This window comes from Streptococcus sp. 1055 (assembly GCF_013276815.1).
Lineage (GTDB): Bacteria > Bacillota > Bacilli > Lactobacillales > Streptococcaceae > Streptococcus > Streptococcus pseudopneumoniae.
In genome coordinates this window covers 13381-33191 of sequence record NZ_VMLT01000005.1, presented here as the reverse complement: position 1 = coordinate 33191, position 19811 = coordinate 13381, and the positions used below count along the sequence as shown (strand labels likewise).

General features: G+C 39.4%; 18 protein-coding genes. 17 read left to right on the top strand and 1 reads right to left on the bottom strand.

Annotated features, from left to right (window positions below; all coding sequences use genetic code 11):
- The first annotated feature begins 117 nt into the window (after nt 1-117).
- From budA to HT699_RS00470, 14 genes are all read left to right on the top strand, one after another.
- Nucleotides 118-849 (top strand): acetolactate decarboxylase, encoded by a 732-nt coding sequence (gene budA / locus HT699_RS00535; RefSeq protein WP_023936077.1) that lies wholly within the window; start codon nt 118-120, stop codon nt 847-849.
- Between the two features lie 9 nt (nt 850-858).
- Nucleotides 859-1611, top strand: coding sequence for a YhfC family glutamic-type intramembrane protease (locus tag HT699_RS00530; protein WP_138706222.1), 753 nt, complete (start codon nt 859-861; stop codon nt 1609-1611).
- A 111-nt stretch (nt 1612-1722) separates the two neighbouring features.
- Nucleotides 1723-2628, top strand: coding sequence for a UDP-N-acetylmuramate dehydrogenase (murB, locus tag HT699_RS00525; RefSeq protein WP_023936081.1), 906 nt, complete (start codon nt 1723-1725; stop codon nt 2626-2628).
- 159 nt (nt 2629-2787) lie between these two features.
- Nucleotides 2788-3945: an ABC transporter ATP-binding protein gene (locus HT699_RS00520; protein WP_138706223.1), complete on the top strand. Its 1158-nt coding sequence runs from the start codon at nt 2788-2790 to the stop codon at nt 3943-3945.
- Nucleotides 3926-4732, top strand: coding sequence for an ABC transporter permease (locus tag HT699_RS00515; RefSeq protein ID WP_000753801.1), 807 nt, complete (start codon nt 3926-3928; stop codon nt 4730-4732). Before HT699_RS00520 ends, HT699_RS00515 begins: the two co-directional genes overlap by 20 nt.
- Nucleotides 4729-5502, top strand: a complete 774-nt coding sequence (locus tag HT699_RS00510) for an ABC transporter permease (RefSeq protein ID WP_138022959.1) — start codon at nt 4729-4731, stop codon at nt 5500-5502. The genes HT699_RS00515 and HT699_RS00510 overlap by 4 nt, the downstream gene beginning before the upstream one ends.
- Entirely contained in the window at nt 5499-6569 is a 1071-nt protein-coding gene (locus tag HT699_RS00505; protein WP_172934013.1) for an ABC transporter substrate-binding protein, read from the top strand. The genes HT699_RS00510 and HT699_RS00505 overlap by 4 nt, the downstream gene beginning before the upstream one ends.
- Before the next feature lie 256 nt (nt 6570-6825).
- Nucleotides 6826-8733: a DNA methyltransferase gene (locus HT699_RS00500; RefSeq protein WP_240149871.1), complete on the top strand. Its 1908-nt coding sequence runs from the start codon at nt 6826-6828 to the stop codon at nt 8731-8733.
- Nucleotides 8734-8863: 130 nt separating this feature from the next.
- A complete protein-coding gene (locus HT699_RS00495) occupies nt 8864-9163 on the top strand; it encodes a hypothetical protein (protein WP_172934012.1) in 300 nt (99 codons plus the stop codon).
- A 292-nt stretch (nt 9164-9455) separates the two neighbouring features.
- Nucleotides 9456-9941 carry an LURP-one-related/scramblase family protein gene (locus tag HT699_RS00490; RefSeq protein ID WP_172934011.1) on the top strand — a complete coding sequence of 162 codons (486 nt, stop codon included), beginning with the start codon at nt 9456-9458 and terminating at the stop codon, nt 9939-9941.
- 21 nt (nt 9942-9962) lie between these two features.
- Nucleotides 9963-12581, top strand: a complete 2619-nt coding sequence (gene alaS, locus HT699_RS00485) for an alanine--tRNA ligase (protein WP_172934010.1) — start codon at nt 9963-9965, stop codon at nt 12579-12581.
- A 115-nt stretch (nt 12582-12696) separates the two neighbouring features.
- On the top strand, nt 12697-14082 hold the full coding sequence (locus HT699_RS00480) for an AAA family ATPase (protein WP_119947994.1): 1386 nt from the start codon (nt 12697-12699) through the stop codon (nt 14080-14082).
- A gap of 5 nt (nt 14083-14087) precedes the next feature.
- A complete protein-coding gene (locus tag HT699_RS00475) occupies nt 14088-14759 on the top strand; it encodes a hypothetical protein (RefSeq protein WP_119947993.1) in 672 nt (223 codons plus the stop codon).
- Entirely contained in the window at nt 14729-14920 is a 192-nt protein-coding gene (locus HT699_RS00470; RefSeq protein WP_240149870.1) for a DHHA1 domain-containing protein, read from the top strand. The genes HT699_RS00475 and HT699_RS00470 overlap by 31 nt, the downstream gene beginning before the upstream one ends.
- A gap of 389 nt (nt 14921-15309) precedes the next feature.
- Here HT699_RS00470 and HT699_RS00465 read toward each other — a convergent pair whose 3' ends face one another.
- A complete protein-coding gene (locus HT699_RS00465; protein ID WP_172934009.1) occupies nt 15310-16764 on the bottom strand; it encodes an alpha-amylase in 1455 nt (484 codons plus the stop codon).
- Between the two features lie 179 nt (nt 16765-16943).
- Here HT699_RS00465 and HT699_RS00460 point away from each other — a divergent pair, with 179 nt between their 5' ends.
- The 3 genes from HT699_RS00460 (at nt 16944) to HT699_RS12090 (ending at nt 19640) form a co-directional block, all read left to right on the top strand.
- The gene (locus tag HT699_RS00460; protein WP_172926118.1) at nt 16944-17693 is read left to right on the top strand and encodes an ABC transporter ATP-binding protein; all 750 of its coding nucleotides are present in this window, start codon (nt 16944-16946) and stop codon (nt 17691-17693) included.
- The gene (locus tag HT699_RS00455) at nt 17674-19308 is read left to right on the top strand and encodes a hypothetical protein (RefSeq protein ID WP_172926117.1); all 1635 of its coding nucleotides are present in this window, start codon (nt 17674-17676) and stop codon (nt 19306-19308) included. Before HT699_RS00460 ends, HT699_RS00455 begins: the two co-directional genes overlap by 20 nt.
- A gap of 71 nt (nt 19309-19379) precedes the next feature.
- A complete protein-coding gene (locus tag HT699_RS12090; RefSeq protein ID WP_172924695.1) occupies nt 19380-19640 on the top strand; it encodes a hypothetical protein in 261 nt (86 codons plus the stop codon).
- Nucleotides 19641-19811: the final 171 nt, after the last annotated feature.

The window sequence follows — 19811 nt, the reverse complement described above, 5'->3', positions numbered from 1 at the left end:
ACATTGTACCCTTTTTTTCTTTCTTGGCAATGTCTAAAGTGTTTCTCTCGTTCACATATAAAGCTAAATGTGGTATACTTAGGAGTAACATTTATAGAATAACAAACAAGAAAGAGAATGGATAAGAACGTGCAGGAACCAGTGAAATTATTTCAATACAATACCCTTGGAGCCTTGATGGCTGGCCTTTATGGTGGCACCATGACAGTAGGAGAATTGCTAGAGCATGGAGACCTTGGTTTGGGAACCTTGGATTCCATTGATGGGGAATTGATTGTCTTGGATGGCAAGGCTTATCAAGCCAAAGGCTCAGGAGAGCAACCGGAAATTGTAGAAGTATCACCAGATGCCCTTATTCCTTACGCAGCAGTAGTACCACATCAGGCAGAGGTCATTTTCCGCCAGCGCTTTGAGATGACAGACAAGGAATTGGAAGAACGGATTGAGTCTTATTATGACGGGGAAAATCTTTTCCGCTCTATCAAGATTCGTGGGGAATTTTCACATATGCATGTGCGCATGATTCCTAAGTCGGCACCAGATACCAAGTTTGCTGATGTCGCAACCCATCAACCTGAATATAGTCGTGACAATGTGGCAGGAACCATCGTTGGTTTCTGGACGCCAGAGATTTTCAATGGGGTCAGTTTGGCAGGATATCATCTACATTTTATCTCAGATGATTTGACCTTCGGTGGGCATGTTATGGACTTTGTTATCAAGGAAGGCATTATCGAGGTGGGAGCTATTGACCAGTTGGACCAACGTTTCCCAGTCCAAGACCGTCAATACTTGTTTGCTAAGTTCAATGTTGACGAGATGAAAAAAGATATTGAAAAGGCAGAATAGGAGAAGAAAATGATTATTCATATTATCATTACCATGGTGCTGTTGCTGGCTTTCTTGCTAGGGAGCGTTTGGTATGCCAAAAAGAAATACCAGACTAATCTAGCTGCCTTGGGATTGGGTGCAGTCGCTTTCTTTGTTTCTTCGCAGATTTTGGAAAAACTGGTGCATATCTTAGTTTTACATCCTCAAAAAGACGGTAGTATTGCTCTCTTGCAAGATCATCCGCTTGTCTATATCATCTATGGCCTAGCCATGGCAGCATTTTTTGAGGAAACTGCTCGTCTTATTTTCTTCAAATGGTTGGAGAAAAAGAGAAGTTTGGAAAAGGCAGACGCCTTGGCCTATGGGTTAGGGCATGGTGGCTTGGAGTTGATTTTCCTAGGTCTTACTAGTTTGCTTAATCTCTACTTCGTTCTCTCAGCAGTTCAAACGCAGGATCGACAGGTCATGCAATTACTGTCTGAAAATATGTTGAAAACTATTCAGTCGCTATCAGTCTGGCAGATTTATTTGCTTGGTTTTGAGCGAATCTTGGCGCTAGGTTTCCAATTACTCTTGACTGTTTGGGTTTACCAAGCTGTTCGCCAGAAGAAATGGATTTATCTCCTAGCAGCCTATGGTCTACATGCCTTCTTTGACCTAGCACCATCTCTAGTCCAAGTTGGCTGGTTGACAAATCCAGTCTTGGTGGAAGTTGTCCTAGCACTTGAGCTCGTTCTGGTTACCTATGGAACCAAGGCTATCTTTTGCAAAAAATCATAAAAAGAGGGGAAACCTCTTTTTTTGTTTAAAATAAGCCTAAGATTTTTTTAGGGTCGTCAAATGGTCTTAAAAATGGTATAATGGAATGAATTTTGTAAAAGGAAGAGTGACATGTCTGTAAGAGAAAAAATGCTTGAAATCTTAGAAGGAATTGATATCCGTTTTAAGGAACCCTTGCATAGCTATAGTTATACAAAAGTAGGTGGAGAGGCCGATTATTTGGTCTTTCCACGAAATCGTTTTGAGTTGGCGCGCCTTGTGAAATTTGCCAATCAAGAAAATATTCCTTGGATGGTTTTTGGCAATGCCAGCAATATCATCGTTCGTGATGGTGGAATTCGTGGATTTGTCATCTTGTGCGACAAGCTCAATAATGTTTCCGTTGATGGCTATACCATCGAAGCTGAAGCTGGTGCTAACTTGATTGAAACAACTCGCATTGCCCTTCGTCATAGTTTGACTGGCTTTGAGTTTGCTTGTGGCATTCCAGGAAGCGTCGGTGGTGCTGTCTTTATGAATGCGGGTGCCTATGGTGGCGAGATTGCTCACATCTTGCAGTCTTGTAAGGTCTTGACCAAGGATGGAGAAATAGAGACCCTGTCTGCTAAAGATTTGGCTTTTGGTTACCGCCACTCAGCCATTCAAGAGTCTGGTGCAGTTGTCTTGTCAGCTAAATTTGCCCTAGCCCCAGGAACCCATCAGGTTATCAAGCAGGAAATGGACCGCTTGACGCACCTACGTGAACTCAAGCAACCTTTAGAATATCCATCTTGTGGCTCGGTCTTTAAGCGTCCAGTCGGGCATTTTGCAGGTCAATTAATTTCAGAAGCTGGCTTGAAAGGCTATCGTATCGGTGGTGTTGAAGTGTCTGAAAAACACGCAGGTTTTATGATTAATGTTGCTGACGGAACGGCTAAAGACTACGAAGACTTGATTGAGTCTGTTATCGAAAAAGTAAAGGAACACTCTGGCGTCACTCTTGAGAGAGAAGTCCGTATTTTAGGTGAAAGCAAGTAGGAAGCTGTAGTTGAAAAGCTGCTGCTATGTCATGGAAAGGGGGTGAAAGCCTATCGTTAGTGCAGAAGAATGTAGGCAGTTTAATCTCCTACACGAGGTAGTGGCGGCCTGACAGAGCCCTGATCTGTTAATCTATGAAAAAGAAGGAATAAATGACAATTGAAAAAACCAATCATTGAATTCAAAAACGTCTCTAAAGTTTTTGAAGACAGCAACACCAAGGTTCTCAAAGACATCAACTTTGAGTTGGAAGAAGGGAAATTCTATACCCTTCTAGGCGCATCTGGTTCAGGGAAATCAACTATCCTAAACATCATTGCAGGTTTACTGGATGCGACGACAGGAGATATTTTACTGGACGGTGTCCGCATCAATGACATCCCAACCAACAAGCGAGATGTCCATACGGTCTTCCAATCCTATGCCTTGTTTCCACATATGAATGTGTTTGAAAATGTTGCCTTTCCACTTCGCTTGCGTAAGATTGACAAGAAAGAAATCGAGAAACGCGTAGCGGAAGTTCTCAAGATGGTTCAGTTGGAAGGTTATGAAAAACGTTCCATCCGTAAACTCTCTGGAGGACAACGTCAGCGTGTGGCTATTGCCCGTGCTATCATCAACCAACCCCGTGTGGTTTTGTTGGACGAGCCTCTGTCAGCTCTGGACTTGAAATTGCGGACAGACATGCAGTACGAGCTCCGTGAATTGCAACAACGATTGGGCATTACCTTTGTCTTTGTCACTCACGATCAGGAAGAAGCCCTGGCCATGAGTGACTGGATTTTTGTTATGAATGATGGCGAGATTGTCCAGTCTGGAACACCTGTGGACATCTACGATGAGCCGATCAACCACTTTGTTGCTACCTTTATCGGTGAGTCAAATATCTTGCCAGGAACCATGATTGAGGACTACTTGGTTGAGTTTAACGGCAAACGCTTCGAAGCGGTCGATGGTGGGATGAAACCAAATGAGCCTGTTGAGGTTGTTATTCGTCCAGAGGACTTGCGGATTACCCTTCCTGAAGAAGGCAAGCTCCAAGTTAAGGTCGATACCCAGCTCTTCCGTGGGGTGCACTATGAAATTATCGCCTATGACGAACTTGGAAATGAATGGATGATCCACTCGACTCGCAAGGCCATTGTGGGTGAGGAAATCGGTCTGGACTTTGAACCAGAAGACATCCATATCATGCGTCTCAACGAAACCGAAGAAGAGTTCGATGCCCGTATCGAAGAATACGTGGAAATCGGAGAGCAAGAAGCAGGTCTGATCAATGCAATCGAGGAGGAAAGAGATGAAGAAAACAAGCTCTAAACTCTTTGTAGTGCCCTATATGCTCTGGATTGCCCTCTTTGTGTTGGCACCCTTGGTCTTGATTTTCGGACAATCTTTTTTCAATATTGAAGGCCAGTTTAGTTTAGAAAACTATAAATCTTACTTTGCGTCACAAAACTTGACCTACCTCAAAATGAGTTTCAACTCTGTACTCTATGCAGGAATTGTGACCTTTGTGACCTTGCTTATCAGCTATCCAACAGCCCTCTTTTTGACCCGTCTCAAGCACCGTCAACTCTGGCTCATGCTGATTATCCTGCCAACCTGGATCAATTTGCTCCTCAAGGCTTATGCTTTTATCGGAATTTTTGGTCAGAATGGCTCTATTAACCAATTCTTGGAATTTATCGGAATCGGCTCACAACAGTTGCTCTTTACCGATTTCTCCTTTATCTTTGTCGCAAGCTACATCGAGCTTCCCTTTATGATATTGCCGATTTTCAATGTCTTGGATGATATGGACAACAATCTCATCAATGCCAGCTATGACCTAGGTGCGACCAAGTGGGAGACCTTCCGTCATGTCATCTTCCCTCTATCGATGAATGGGGTGAGAAGTGGGGTCCAATCGGTCTTTATCCCCAGCTTGAGTCTCTTCATGCTGACCCGTTTGATTGGTGGGAACCGCGTTATCACACTAGGTACAGCCATTGAGCAGAATTTTCTAACCAATGACAACTACGGTATGGGTTCAACCATCGGTGTAATTCTCATCTTGACCATGTTCATCACCATGTGGGTGACCAAGGAAAGGAGAGAACGATGAAAAAATTTGCCAACCTTTATCTGGTACTGGTCTTTCTGGTCCTCTACCTGCCTATCTTTTACTTGATTGGCTATGCCTTTAATGCTGGTGATGATATGAATAGCTTTACAGGTTTTAGCTGGACTCACTTTGAAACCATGTTTGGAGATGGGAGACTCATGCTGATTTTGGCTCAGACATTTTTCTTGGCCTTCCTATCAGCCTTGATAGCGACCATTATCGGGACTTTTGGTGCCATTTACATCTACCAGTCTCGTAAGAAATACCAAGAAGCCTTTCTATCACTCAATAATATCCTCATGGTTGCGCCTGACGTTATGATTGGTGCTAGCTTCTTGATTCTCTTTACCCAACTCAAGTTTTCACTTGGCTTTTTGACCGTTCTATCTAGTCACGTGGCCTTCTCCATTCCTATCGTGGTCTTGATGGTCTTGCCTCGACTCAAGGAAATGAATGGCGACATGATTCATGCGGCCTATGACTTGGGAGCTAGTCAATTTCAGATGTTCAAGGAAATCATGCTTCCTTACCTGACTCCGTCTATCATTGCAGGTTACTTCATGGCCTTCACCTATTCGCTAGATGACTTTGCCGTGACCTTCTTTGTGACTGGAAATGGCTTTTCAACCCTATCAGTTGAGATTTACTCTCGTGCTCGTAAGGGGATTTCGCTAGAAATCAATGCCCTGTCTGCCCTTGTCTTTCTCTTTAGTATTATCCTAGTTGTTGGCTATTACTTTATCTCACGTGAGAAGGAGGAGCAAGCATGAAAAAACTCTATTCATTTTTAGCAGGAATTGCAGCTATTATCCTGGTTTTGTGGGGAATTGCGACGCATCTAGACAGTAAAATCAATAGCCGAGATAGTCAAAAACTGGTTATCTATAACTGGGGAGACTATATCGATCCAGAACTCTTGGAGCAATTCACAGAAGAAACAGGAATCCAAGTTCAGTACGAGACTTTTGACTCCAACGAAGCCATGTATACCAAGATCAAGCAGGGTGGAACGACCTACGATATTGCCATTCCTAGTGAATACATGATTAACAAGATGAAGGACGAAGACCTCTTGGTACCGCTTGATTATTCAAAACTTGAAGGTCTTGAAAATATCGGACCGGAGTTCCTCAACCAGTCCTTTGACCCAGGAAATAAATACTCTATCCCTTATTTCTGGGGAACACTGGGAATTGTCTACAATGAAACCATGGTAGAGGAAGCGCCTGAGCATTGGGATGACCTCTGGAAGCCAGAGTATAAGAACTCTATTATGCTCTTTGATGGGGCGCGTGAAGTGCTGGGTCTAGGGCTCAATTCCCTCGGCTACAGCCTCAACTCCAAGGATCCCCAGCAGTTGGAAGAGACAGTGGATAAGCTCTACAAACTGACTCCCAATATCAAGGCTATCGTTGCCGACGAGATGAAGGGCTACATGATTCAGAACAATGCTGCTATCGGCGTGACCTTCTCTGGTGAAGCTAGCCAAATGCTGGAGAAAAATGAAAATCTACGCTATGTGGTTCCGACCGAGGCCAGCAACCTTTGGTTTGACAATATGGTCATTCCCAAAACAGTCAAAAACCAAGATGCAGCCTATGCCTTTATCAACTTTATGTTGAAACCTGAAAATGCTCTCCAAAATGCGGAGTATGTCGGCTATTCAACACCAAACCTACCAGCTAAGGAATTACTCCCAGAGGATAAAAAAGAAGACAAAGCCTTCTATCCTGATGCTGAAACTATGAAACACCTAGAAGTTTATGAGAAATTTGACCATAAATGGACAGGCAAATATAGCGACCTCTTCCTACAGTTTAAAATGTATCGGAAGTAGGAGTTAGCAGTCACGAAATGAATCAGTTAAGCTGGTTCGTTTTTTAGAAAAAATAGAAATTATGGTATAATAGTTTTAGGCAGAGAGTTATTAGTATTGTTTATAGCATCTCTGAAAATTTAATTCCAAAGGAGTTCAAAATGAGCCAGACTACGCAAATGCATATATATATATAACCTAATAAAAAAAGGCAAAAAATATAGATTGAAACCTACTGAAAATTCAGTAGGCTTTTTGCGTTTCTTGGAGGTATCTAATGGCTAAAAAGTTATTAAATATCACTGAGATTGAGGATAGAACTAAGGTTTTAGTAGAGAATCTTAATAAATCGACATTCATTATTGAATTTGTTTCATTGTTTGACATTACTAAAACGACCATAACAAGAGCAAGTAAAGTGGCATCTGATGATTTTATAATAAAAAACAAATTGTATTTTCGTAAAGTTGAAAATCAGCCATTACTTACTCTGACTGAGATTGATAAAGAGTTGGAGGATCAGGTTCGTAAATCTCGATTTATTATTACAACAGATTTTCAAGAATTATATGCAAAGGATACACAGACAGGGCTAACTCTAGCAATTTCTTTTAATGATTTACCAGCCCATTGTGATTTCTTCTTACCTTGGAATGGTATTGAAAAGATTGATTATGATAAGGAAAACCCTGCTGATGTAAAAGCGGCAGAGCGTTTTACCAAACTTTATGATGAACTAATTTCTATCAATCCTGAACTAGCAATCACTGAAACTGATGGTAAATCATTTAATCTATTTTTGATTCGTGTTCTTTTTCTACTATTTGCAGAAGATACAAATATCATCTCCAAGGGAGCTTTCACAAATGTTATTAAGATGAGGACATCCGAAGATGGTTCTGACTTGAATGAGTGTGTTAGAAAACTATTTACTGTTTTAGATATGCCTGAATTTAGTCGTCAGAATTTAGAGTCATGGTTATCAGATTTTCCTTATGTAAATGGTAAGCTTTTTTCAGAGCCACATCATGACCTTATTTTCAATAAAAGAACTCGTCAATTACTCATTGAAGCAGGAGAATTGCTAAACTGGAATGAAATCAATCCAGATATTTTGGGATCAATGATTCAAACCGTGGCAAATGCAGAAGCAAGATCAACATCGGGTATGCACTATACTAGCGTGCCTAATATTATGAAGGTCATCAAACCACTATTTTTAGATAATCTACGAGCAACATTTACGGAATTAGAAGAACGAGCTGATTACTATATAGGAGGTGGTGACTTTAGCGAGGAGCATCGCCGCAAGGAATTGCGACAACTCTTACCCAAGTTAGAAGAGTTACTTACTCGTATGGCATCTATCAAGTTTTTAGACCCTGCCTGTGGTTCTGGAAATTTCCTCATCATTACCTATAAAGAACTTCGTCGTTTAGAAATTAATATCTTAGTCAAACAGCGTGAAATTCGTGACTCCTTGAATGAAAAAGCTGTTTATCAAGGAGAATTGATTGCTGATGCATCTAAGATTTCTCTATCCCAGTTTTCAGGAATTGAATTGGATGATTTCGCTCATGAAGTAGCAAGGCTATCCTTGTATATAGCAGAACACCAGATGAATGTGGAAATGGAAGAAGCTCTTGCTGATGTCCATCCAAGACTACTCCCCTTAAGAGATGCTGGAAATATTCTTTGTGGGAATGCTCTAAGAATTGAATGGGAAACTGTGTTGAATGTCAAGGCAGATGACGAAGTTTATATATTTGGAAATCCGCCGTATATAGGCTCTAAAAAAATGACCTTGGAACAAAAGAAGGAACTAGAAAATGTGATTTGTTCAGAAATTTCTTCTAAAAAATTAGATTATATTTCGGGATGGTTTTATAAGGCAACTCACCTTATTTATGGTAAAAATGCTCAATATGCTTTTGTAACAACAAATTCAATAAATCAAGGTGAACAAGTTTCAATTTTGTGGAATGTTCTTCTACGATATGGTCAAATTTCCTTTGCGTATCAATCTTTTAAATGGAACAATAGTGCGGCCCATAATGCAGGGGTCACAGTTACTATTATTGGATTTTCAAATAAAAATGATAAGAAAAGAATCATATATAGTGATAAGGGAGAAAGTTATGGAAAGAATATAAATCCCTACCTGACTTTAAAGAATGGTTTTTAGTATCGCTAGATGAAATCCAAGAAGTGATTGAAAAAATTGGATTTGAAATTAGATTCAAATAAAGAAAGACACTATTTATAAGATTATTTAATATTTAGAGAACACAAAAGAAGAAAGTAGAGAAAAGAAAATGAAGTTATTAAAGGGTTTGGGCTTTGCCTTGGTATTGTTTTACATGGTTATCTTTATAGGTGTAAATTTTGTCACTGTTGGGGTTGATAATGATAAAAAAGAGGAAACAGTCAAAGAAACACAACGATATGAGATGTTAGATTATGAAGCAGAGTTAGAAGACGCTGAGATTTTGGGTAAGTTCTGGAATAAAAAAGGTTATTACGTTGTGGTATATGATAAGACTACAAAAGCTCCAGAATTGTTCAAGGTAGAGTTTTCTGAGTGGAAGCGTATGAATGTGGGGGAAACCTATTAAACAGTGTTATAAGGCAAAATATCTTCTCTCCTACCACACTACTATTGGTTAGAATCATTCCCAGTTGACGCCAGCTTAAAAAAACGTTATAATAAGAAAGTTGAGAATTGATTTTCAGTAGTCTTAGTCCAGAGAAATGGCGGTGCTGCGAGCCATCTAAGCTAGGAGGTCATGCTACTCAATCATACAATTGCATAAGAACAAGAGAATGACAAGTTCATTGAATGAAGGTGGTACCGCGGTTTTTCGCCCTTCGTGATATGAGCTTGTCTTTTAGTTTTTGGAGGTGTTGATGAAAACATTTCTTGTCAAACAAAAGTTTCGCCTTGGAGGCGAACGCTTCGCTATCAAGGATGACAGGGGAGAAATCGCCTATCAGGTAGGGGGATCATTTTTTAAGATTCCCAAAACTTTTACCATCTATGATGCTAATGGTGAACAAGTCAGTCAGATTAGTAAAGAAATCTTGACCTTGCTTCCTCGTTTTGAGATTCAGCTTCGGGATGGCTCGAGTTTTGTCATTCGCAAGAAGTTGACCTTCTGGCGAGATAAGTATGAGTTTGATAATCTAGGTCTTCGTATCGAGGGCAATATCTGGGATTTGAATTTCAAATTGCTGGATGATCGCGATCAGCTGATTGTGGAAATTAAGAAGGAACTCTTCCATTTGACCTCTACCTATACCGTAACGGTTCTGGAGGACGCTTACGCAGATCTAGTCATTTCCCTCTGTGTCGCGATTGACTATGTGGAGATGCTGGAAAGCCAATCACATTAAACAAGTAAATAAGGAGATAATATGAAACAACTATCTAGTGCACAAGTACGCCAAATGTGGCTTGATTTCTGGGCAACCAAAGGTCACTCAGTAGAACCATCAGTAAGTTTGGTTCCTGTAAATGATCCAACACTTTTGTGGATCAACTCTGGGGTAGCAACCCTTAAGAAATACTTTGACGGGACCATCATCCCTGAAAATCCACGTATTACTAATGCGCAAAAGGCTATTCGTACTAACGATATCGAGAACGTAGGGAAGACTGCACGTCACCATACCATGTTTGAAATGTTGGGGAACTTCTCTATCGGAGATTATTTCCGTGACGAAGCCATCACTTGGGCTTATGAGCTTTTGACAAGCCCTGAGTGGTTTGATTTCCCAGCTGAAAAACTTTACATGACCTACTATCCAGATGATAAAGATTCTTACAACCGCTGGATTGAAGTGGGAGTGGATCCAAGTCACTTGATTCCAATCGAGGACAACTTCTGGGAAATCGGTGCGGGGCCTTCTGGACCAGATACAGAAATCTTCTTTGACCGTGGAGAAGCCTTTGACCCAGAAAATATCGGTCTTCGCCTGCTTGCAGAAGATATCGAAAACGACCGTTATATCGAAATCTGGAACATCGTTTTGTCACAATTTAACGCAGACCCTGCTGTTCCTCGTAGCGAATACAAGGAATTGCCACACAAGAACATTGATACGGGCGCTGGTTTGGAGCGTTTGGTGGCGGTTATCCAAGGGGCTAAGACAAACTTTGAAACAGACCTCTTCATGCCGATTATTCGTGAAGTTGAGAAATTGTCTGGTAAGGTCTATGACCAAGATGGCGATAACATGAGCTTTAAGGTTATCGCTGACCACATTCGTTCTTTGTCATTTGCCATCGGTGATGGTGCTCTTCCAGGAAATGAAGGACGTGGTTATGTCCTTCGCCGTCTTCTCCGTCGTGCTTCTATGCATGGTCAAAAATTGGGTATCAACGAGCCTTTCCTTTACAAACTCGTTCCAACTGTTGGAAAAATCATGGAAAGCTACTACCCAGAAGTGCTTGAGAAACGTGACTTTATTGAGAAAATCGTTAAGAGCGAAGAAGAATCATTTGCGCGTACTCTTCACTCAGGTCAACACTTTGCCCAAGGCATTGTAGCAGACTTGAAAGAAAAAGGTCAATCTGTTATCGCTGGTTCAGATGTCTTCAAACTCTATGATACTTATGGGTTCCCAGTTGAATTGACTGAAGAAATCGCTGAAGAAGCTGGTATGACTGTAGACCGTGAAGGTTTTGAAGCAGCCATGAAAGAACAGCAAGAACGCGCGCGTGCGTCAGCTGTCAAGGGTGGCTCAATGGGGATGCAAAATGAAACTCTTCAAAACATCACTGTAGAAAGTGTCTTCAACTACAATGCTAGCCAATTGTCTTCTAAATTGGTAGCTATCGTGGCGGACAATGCAGAAGTAGAAGCTGTTTCAGAAGGAACTGCCTCTCTTATCTTTGCGGAAACGTCATTTTATGCTGAAATGGGTGGACAGGTAGCTGACCACGGACAAATCTTGGATGAGTCAGGTAAGGTTGTGGCTACTGTGACCAATGTTCAAAAAGCACCAAACGGACAAGCTCTTCACACTGTTGAAGTCCTTGCACCGCTTGCCTTGAACCAAGAATATACCTTGGCAATTGATACAAATCGTCGTCACCGTGTTATGAAAAACCACACTGCGACTCACTTGCTTCACGCTGCCCTTCACAATATCCTTGGAAACCACGCGACACAAGCAGGATCTCTTAATGAAGTTGAATTCCTTCGCTTTGACTTTACCCACTTCCAAGCAGTGACTGCTGAAGAATTGCGTGCGATTGAGCAGCAAGTCAACGAGAAAATCTGGGAAGCTCTTGAAGTGAAGACAGTTGAAACGGATATTGACACTGCTAAAGAAATGGGAGCTATGGCTCTCTTTGGTGAGAAATACGGCAAGGAAGTCCGTGTTGTTACTATCGGTGACTACTCTATCGAGCTTTGTGGTGGTACCCACGTTGGCAACACTTCTGAGATTGGACTCTTCAAGATTGTCAAAGAAGAAGGGATTGGTTCTGGAACTCGCCGTATCTTGGCAGTGACTGGTAAGGAAGCCTTTGAAGCCTACCGTGAACAAGAAGACGCTCTTAAAGCTGTCGCAGCAACCTTGAAAGCACCTCAAGTCAAGGAAGTACCTCATAAGGTCGAAGGACTCCAAGAACAACTTCGTCAATTACAAAAAGAAAATGCTGAGTTGAAGGAAAAGGCCGCAGCTGCAGCCGCAGGCGATATCTTCAAGGATGTGAAGGAAGTCAATGGTCACCGTTACATTGCTAGTCAAGTGTCTGTATCAGATGCAGGTGCCCTTCGTACCTTTGCAGATAACTGGAAACAAAAAGACTACTCTGATCTTCTTGTCCTAGTTGCCGCTATCGGTGATAAAGTCAATGTCCTTGTAGCAAGCAAGACAAAAGACCTTCATGCAGGAAACCTTGTCAAAGAATTAGCACCAATCGTCGATGGACGTGGTGGTGGTAAACCAGACATGGCCATGGCAGGAGGAAGCAACCAAGCTAAAATCCAAGAATTGTTGGATGCAGTAGCAGGTAAATTGTAATCAGGAAACTGGAAATCGAAGTAAATTAACTATTATTTTTGAACAAAAGTTTAAAGTGAGTTAATTACTATACTTTAAAGATTTCTATATAACCTTCTATAGAAAGAGGTTTACAATGAGAATTAAAATTGGAAAATATGCGAATATTGCTAATGTTGATTTAGAATTCAGTAATCAAATGAATATTCTAATTGGAGATAATGGTACTGGAAAAACTTTATTGTTAGAAGCATATAGCAAGATTAATGATTCAGTGATTTCACATTTTAGATCAAATAATAATTTTATCTCGTCTATAATTGATCGATCTAATTTAAACATAAAAAAAGTTTCTAAAGATGGTGATAATAATTTTAGATTTCAATTATCTTTGGCAAATAGTTCTGAAATAAAAGAACAATTTGAAGAGGCGATACAAGAATTAAAATATGACATTGAGAAGAGAGTAAGAACGGATGTATTGTTTGAAAAATTATCAATGGAAGGTTTATTAATAGAATTTGGCAATATTGAAGAATTAGTTAACTTTTCTGAAGAGATTACAGTAAGTATTAGTTCTTTCTCCAGTGATTCTGCTAATGATTTTATTAACATTGAAAATTCAGAAGACTATTACCTAGAGTTTAAAAGCAAAGACATTGGTCATGTTAGATTCCTTAATAAAAGTAGCTTAAAGAAAATCATTAAATCATTGAATACTAACCCAGTTGAGGATTTATTGGATTCTTTTAAATTTATGATTTCTAAAATGATTGAAGAAAAGTTCTTAATCAATAATAATATTTTTAATATTACTTATATTCCGTCAGAGCGTGTATATTCAATGAGCAAGAATCTTGAAAAAATCCTTTCAGAAACTTCATTTTTACGTTATAGTGAACAGAAATTTATGAAAGACTATGAGGAAGCTAAAGAATCCAAACGATTTATGGCTAAATTCTGGGAAGAGAATGATTATACTTCAGATGAGTTTAAGGAATTAATAGGGGGTACTCTAAATTTTGATGATGGTGAGGTAATTTCTTTAACAGATAATTTAGGTGTAGAAATTCCTCGTGAGTTATTTTCTACTAAACAAAATAAATTACAGAGTTTACACATTTTAGAACAATATCAAAGGTTTCCTAGAAAGTCAATGCAATATGTTAGTCGTCAATTGTTAATCATTGAGGAGCCAGAGGCTCACCTCTCGATAAAGAGTATTTTAGGAATGTTTAAATATTTAAAACATCTTTCAAAGCGTTATAGAATTGTTATCGCAACCCATAGTGATATTATGTTGACACTTGTTAATAATTGGTATTTGGCTAGTCCTAGTAATAATACCGTAGGCGGATGGGAGCTTCTTGATTTAAAATCTGAGAATAATTCTAAGTATATGTTTACTAAATTGGAGCTGGGTGACTATGGTTTAATTTCAGAATTTATGAATGAACAGTTATTGTTATTGCAGAGAATGACTCTAAAAAGTCAACAAAACTTAAATTATCTGGAAGAGTGATTATATTGAGAAATAGACAATTAATAAACAATGATTTTATTGAAGAAATAAATACTTTTCAGACTATTATTTCTGAAAAACAAAATAATTTTGAAATGAATTTGCATTTATCTTTTCCACAAAAGGGAAAGTTATATAAATTAGGAAAGCATAATCCGGATAATAATGGGATGAATACATTATTTTCTCAAAAGTTTTGTGATGGAATCATTTTATGGTTTGTGGATAACATTGTATCAGTTTATATAATAGAATTGAAAAAAACTGCTACATCGTATTTAGAAAAAATTCCTGTGCAATTTCATACATCAGTTTTGAGAGCTCTATCTGATATTGCTATCATTGGCTCTCCGCTGAATTATAAAAAAGAACCAAACAGAAACTTTAAAATACAATATAATTTTATTATTGGAACGGTTGAAGAGGCACCTTTACCTAGCAAAATAGAAGGAACATTGAAATATAAGAATTTGCCTGGTTCTCCGAGTAAAGATTCTCCTATACTTGAAAATTATTATAAAAATATTGTATTATATAATTGTAGTTTTATTGAGAATCAAATTCTTTTTGAATTTGAAAAATTTGCATTTAATAAAGTTTCCCAAAAACAAAATTGTACAGTTTATGAGTGTAGTCAAGAAATTCCATGGATTGTGAAGACAAAGTATATGTTTTAGTAGTCAGCAAGACAAAATACCTTCATGCAGGAAACCTTGTCAAAGAATTGGCACCAATCGTCGATGGACGTGGTGGTGGTAAACCAGACATGGCCATGGCAGTAGGAAGCAACCAAGCTAAAATCCAAGAATTGTTGGATGCCGTAGCAGGTAAATTGTAATCAAGTAATACTCTTTGAAAATCTCTTCAAACAATGTCAGCTCTATCTGCAACCTCAAAACAGTGTTTTGAGTAACCTGTAGCTAGCTTCCTAGTTTGCTCTTTGATTTTCATGGAGTATAATAGCCAGCAAAAAGATCCTCAAAAAGAAGTAGAACTAATTTCTGAAATCAGTACTGTTCTTAGTCAACTCAAAGAAGAAGTCTAGGTTTGAAGAAAACACTACTTTCAGGAACTGAGTTAGTAGCTTTGTAGCGATGATAAGAAAATAAAAAATCTCCAGATTAGGAACTATCCGTGAGTTCTCTAGTCTGGAGATTTTTCAATATACTTAGTTATTGGGCGGTTACAGCCAAATCCGATTGGATCTGGCTGGATTATTATGAGTTATTAGATTGTATTGGTTGCCCAGACACTTACGGATCTAGCTGAGACTGGGAATTGTCCATAACCTTCCTCATCGATTGTAACTTGATTTTGGTGATTTCCAAGTAAATCTACGAAAGTTTGGTTAGCCCATTCTTGGCCGATAAACATTGACTTGCTGTTTTCTTGGTCATTTGAGATCAAGACTGCGATTGGGGATTGATTTTCAGCACCTGAACGTACCCAACCGATACAGTTAGCATCATCAAAGTAGTCTGTTTGCTCTCCATAGGCCAAATCTTTTCGGATGGTTAGGAGGCGGTCAAGGACTTCTTTGAAATTTTCTTGAGCATACTGCCCTGAAATCCCATAGTAGTCTCCGTAAAAGACACATGGAAGGCCGTCTTGGCGTAACAAAATGAGGGCATAGGCTGCTGGTTTGAACCATTCTTCAACAGTAGACTCAAGAGCCTGACCTCGTTGGGTATCGTGGTTGTCGACAAAAGTCACAGCCTTGTCGGGCTTGAGTTCAACCAAGCTATCTGTAAAAATGCCACGAAGGTCATAGTTGGAACCTGCTCGGCTAGCATCAAAGAGATTCTGGTGGAGACGAACATCGACAAGGTCAAAGCGTTCTTCCGTTTTTTCAAGATAGTCCAGATTGGCTTCCTTATCGGGATTCCAAAATTCACCAAAAACGTAGAAATCGTCACCGTATTTTTCCTTTATATCACGGATAAAATTGCGCATAAAGAAAGAATCAATGTGCTTAACGGCATCCAAGCGGAAACCAGCTACACCAGTCGTCTCCATGAACCAGTCAGCCCAGTCATAGATATTTTGGATGACTTCAGGATGTTTAAAGTCTAGATCAGCATACATGAGGTAGTCGTAGTTACCGTTTTCGTTATCGACCAATTCCTCGTTAGCCCAGCCCTTGTTATCCCCTTGAATCAGATAAATCCCAGACTTTCGGCGTTTGGCATCATAGTCTGTACCGGTGAAGTGGTACCAGTGCCAGTGGAAGTCATTATAGGTATCTTGGCGACCATCGAAGGTAAAGCTAGTCCAGCCGTTGATGATGAAGGGTTCTCCGAGTTCGACTGTACGGTCAACAGGATCCACCTCAATAACCTGAAAGGCTTCCCTGTGATCGGCAGCAGCCTTGTGGTTGAGAACTACATCAGCCATAGGTTGAATTCCCTGTGCTTTTAGAGCTTGAATAGCTTGAAGATAGTCTTCTTTAAAACCATACTTGGTGCGGACAGTTCCTTTTTGGTTAAACTCTCCTAAGTCGAATAAGTCATAGACCCCATAGCCGACATCTTTTTCATTGGTAGCCTTGAAAGCTGGTGGCATCCAGACATGGCTGATACCGAGATCAGCTAGGTGTGGAGCATCTTCAGCCAGACGTGTCCAGTGCTGACCGTCGTGGGGCAGATACCATTCAAAGTATTGCATGAGTGTTTGATTTTGCATGATGTTTCCTCTTACTTGTCAATCTTGTTCTTTATTCTATCATAAAGTATCTCTTGGCGCAAACGTTTGCGTAAGAATAGAAGGAAACTATTGTATCTACTTAAAATAAAGTGTTGATTTTTTTGTATCAAAGTGCTAGTATAATAGTATGTGATATAGATAAAGATAGGAGTCATCCCATGATTGAATTTCAAAATGTTAGTAAGTTGTATGGTGATAAAGAGGCTTTGAGCAATCTCAATTTGCAGATTGAAAATGGGGAGATTATGGGCTTGATTGGCCATAATGGGGCTGGAAAATCGACCACTATAAAATCCCTAGTCAGTATCATTTCACCCAGCAGTGGTCGTATTTTGGTAGACGGTCAGGAGTTATCGGAAAATCGCTTGGCTATTAAACGAAAGATTGGCTACGTAGCAGACTCGCCTGACTTATTTTTGCGTTTAACGGCCAATGAATTTTGGGAATTGATTGCTTCATCCTATGATCTGACTAGTTCTGACTTGGAGGCTAGTCTAGCTAGGCTATTGAACGTTTTTGATTTTGCTGAAAACCGCTATCAGGTTATTGAAACACTTTCTCACGGAATGCGTCAGAAAGTCTTTGTCATCGGAGCACTCTTGTCCGATCCCGATATTTGGGTCTTGGACGAACCCTTGACAGGTTTGGATCCCCAGGCTGCCTTTGATTTGAAGCAAATGATGAAGGAACATGCACAAAAAGGGAAGACGGTCTTGTTTTCAACCCATGTCCTAGAGGTAGCTGAGCAAGTCTGTGATCGGATTGCCATTTTAAAAAAGGGGCATTTGATTTATTGTGGTAGTGTAGAGGACTTGAGAAAAGATTACCCAGACCAGTCTTTGGAAAGTATCTACCTTAGTCTTGCTGGTAGAAAAGAGGAGGTTGCGGATGCGTCTCAAGGTCATTAAAAAATTAGTGGATATCAATATCCTCTATTCATCTCAAGAAGCTAATCTGGCTAATCTACGAAAGAAGCAGGCTAAGAATCCTGGGAAAAAAGTAAATGTTTCCGCTAGAGTCCTAAGTTCTTACATTTTTTCTAGTCTCTTGATGCTATTAATGTTTATAAATATAGCCATTCATTTTCCTTTTGAGGAAAGGCCTGTTTATTTTAGCTTCATGGTTGCTATTTTACTAGTGATTGCCTTTTCAACTTCTTTAACAGCTTTTTACAATGTCTTTTATGAGAGTAAGGACCTGGTCTCCTATAGGCCCTATGCCTTTAAAGAATCAGAGATTATAATCGCTAAAGGACTGTCTGTCCTCTTGCCAGCTCTGCCTGGAATTGTACCAATCCTAGCTTATTTTCTAGTCCTCTATATTAGGCTAGCACCTTCTCTTTGGCTGGGCTTGCCTTTGATGCTACTGTCCTTGGCCTTATTATTTGTCTCTGTTACTTTAGTGATGGTAGTGGCAGTACATTTCTTGGCTCAGACTAGGGTCTTCAGAAAGTATCAGTCTATTTTTTCGAATGTGATGATTGGGATAGGAGTTCTCATACCTTTAATATATGTCTTCTTTCTACAGTCGACTTCTGGACGTATTGTTGACAAAGTTAGAGACATTCCATTTCTCCTTTATCCTATTCATCTCTTTTACAAAATAGCAGTGGAGCCTTTTTCGACAGAAGCCATCCTGGGTCTGCTCGCTTGGATAGGACTAACTCTCTTCTTGCTTTACTTGAGCAAAAAGAAGGTTTTTCCTCGTTTTTATGACGTGATTCTGCTTAACAGTGAGGAGAAGGTCAAGAAAGAACGTCGCAGTAAGGAGAGAATTTCAACTACTAAAAAGGGATTTTTCCGTATGGTTTTACGCTACCACCTCACCCTCTTGGGACAGGGGACTGGCGTGATTACAGTGCTTTTTACAAGTGCTTTCCTTCCTTATCTCATGATGATCGGTCTGATTTCCAAAATCCGAGATTCTCAGATAGTTCCAGACATTCATCCTCCATACTGGTTACCCTTGTTTTTTGTAGGAGTGTTTATAGCAGTTGTCAATAACAATATCACCAGCCTGCATTCAATTGCCTTGTCCTTGGAGAGAGAAAATGTTGATTTTCTTAAGAGTTTACCCTTTGACTTTGCTCGTTATGTGAAAGTGAAATTTTGGATTATATTTGCTGTCCAGTCCTTTTTACCAGTTCTGACTTTACTTGGCCTTTCTCTATATCTAGGCTTGCCCATCCTTTCGATGATTTACCTTCTTGTGGCATGGATCCTTGCCAGTGTCATCCTTTCTTGCCACCATTACCTTAAGGACGTGAAAAATCTGTCAACCAATTGGAGTAGCATTACGGACTTGGTGAACCGTTCAAATCGTATAGTAGCAATAGTTTTACTCTTAATTTATAGTGTTATCTTAATGATTTTAGTCATAGCAAGTTTGTTCTTGGTTCGGTCTCTCGCCCCTGTCCTTGCCATCAGCTTGGGAGTAGGAGTTCTTATCCTCTTGCTTGCTCTTGCTATTTTTGGCTATCATTACTACCTGTCACGCATATTGGCAGAAATAGAAAAAAGATGAGCTAGTTGGTCGATTGCTTGATAAATTCAATTCGACAAACGCTTTTATAGTTTGTTAGAATATAGTTGTAAATGATTACGATTGGCAATCAAAAAAATATAGGGAGGAATGTTTTGAATAAGAAATATAATATAGTTCTATTATTGTTGTTTATAGTTTATTTATTTGGATATTTTTCAATTTCAAAAACTTTCATTCCTATAATGTGTGTGATCCAAGTATTTTTGATAGAACATATATTTAAAGTTAGAAATAGAATGATGCAGATAGGTGAAATTTTAATTATTGTTGCTTCTATAATATTATTTATTGATAGTATATTTAGTTTGTAACAAAAGGCTTTTCTATAAAATCAAATTTTCCAGATACCTGCTGAAGCTGATCTATATCCTAATATTTCTTCTACTATCTTCGTCACTAAATTTGACAGACATATATTGCAGGTACAACCTCTCTACCTATAATCTCAAAGTTAATCTAAGGCTAGTTTCTTAGTTTGCTCT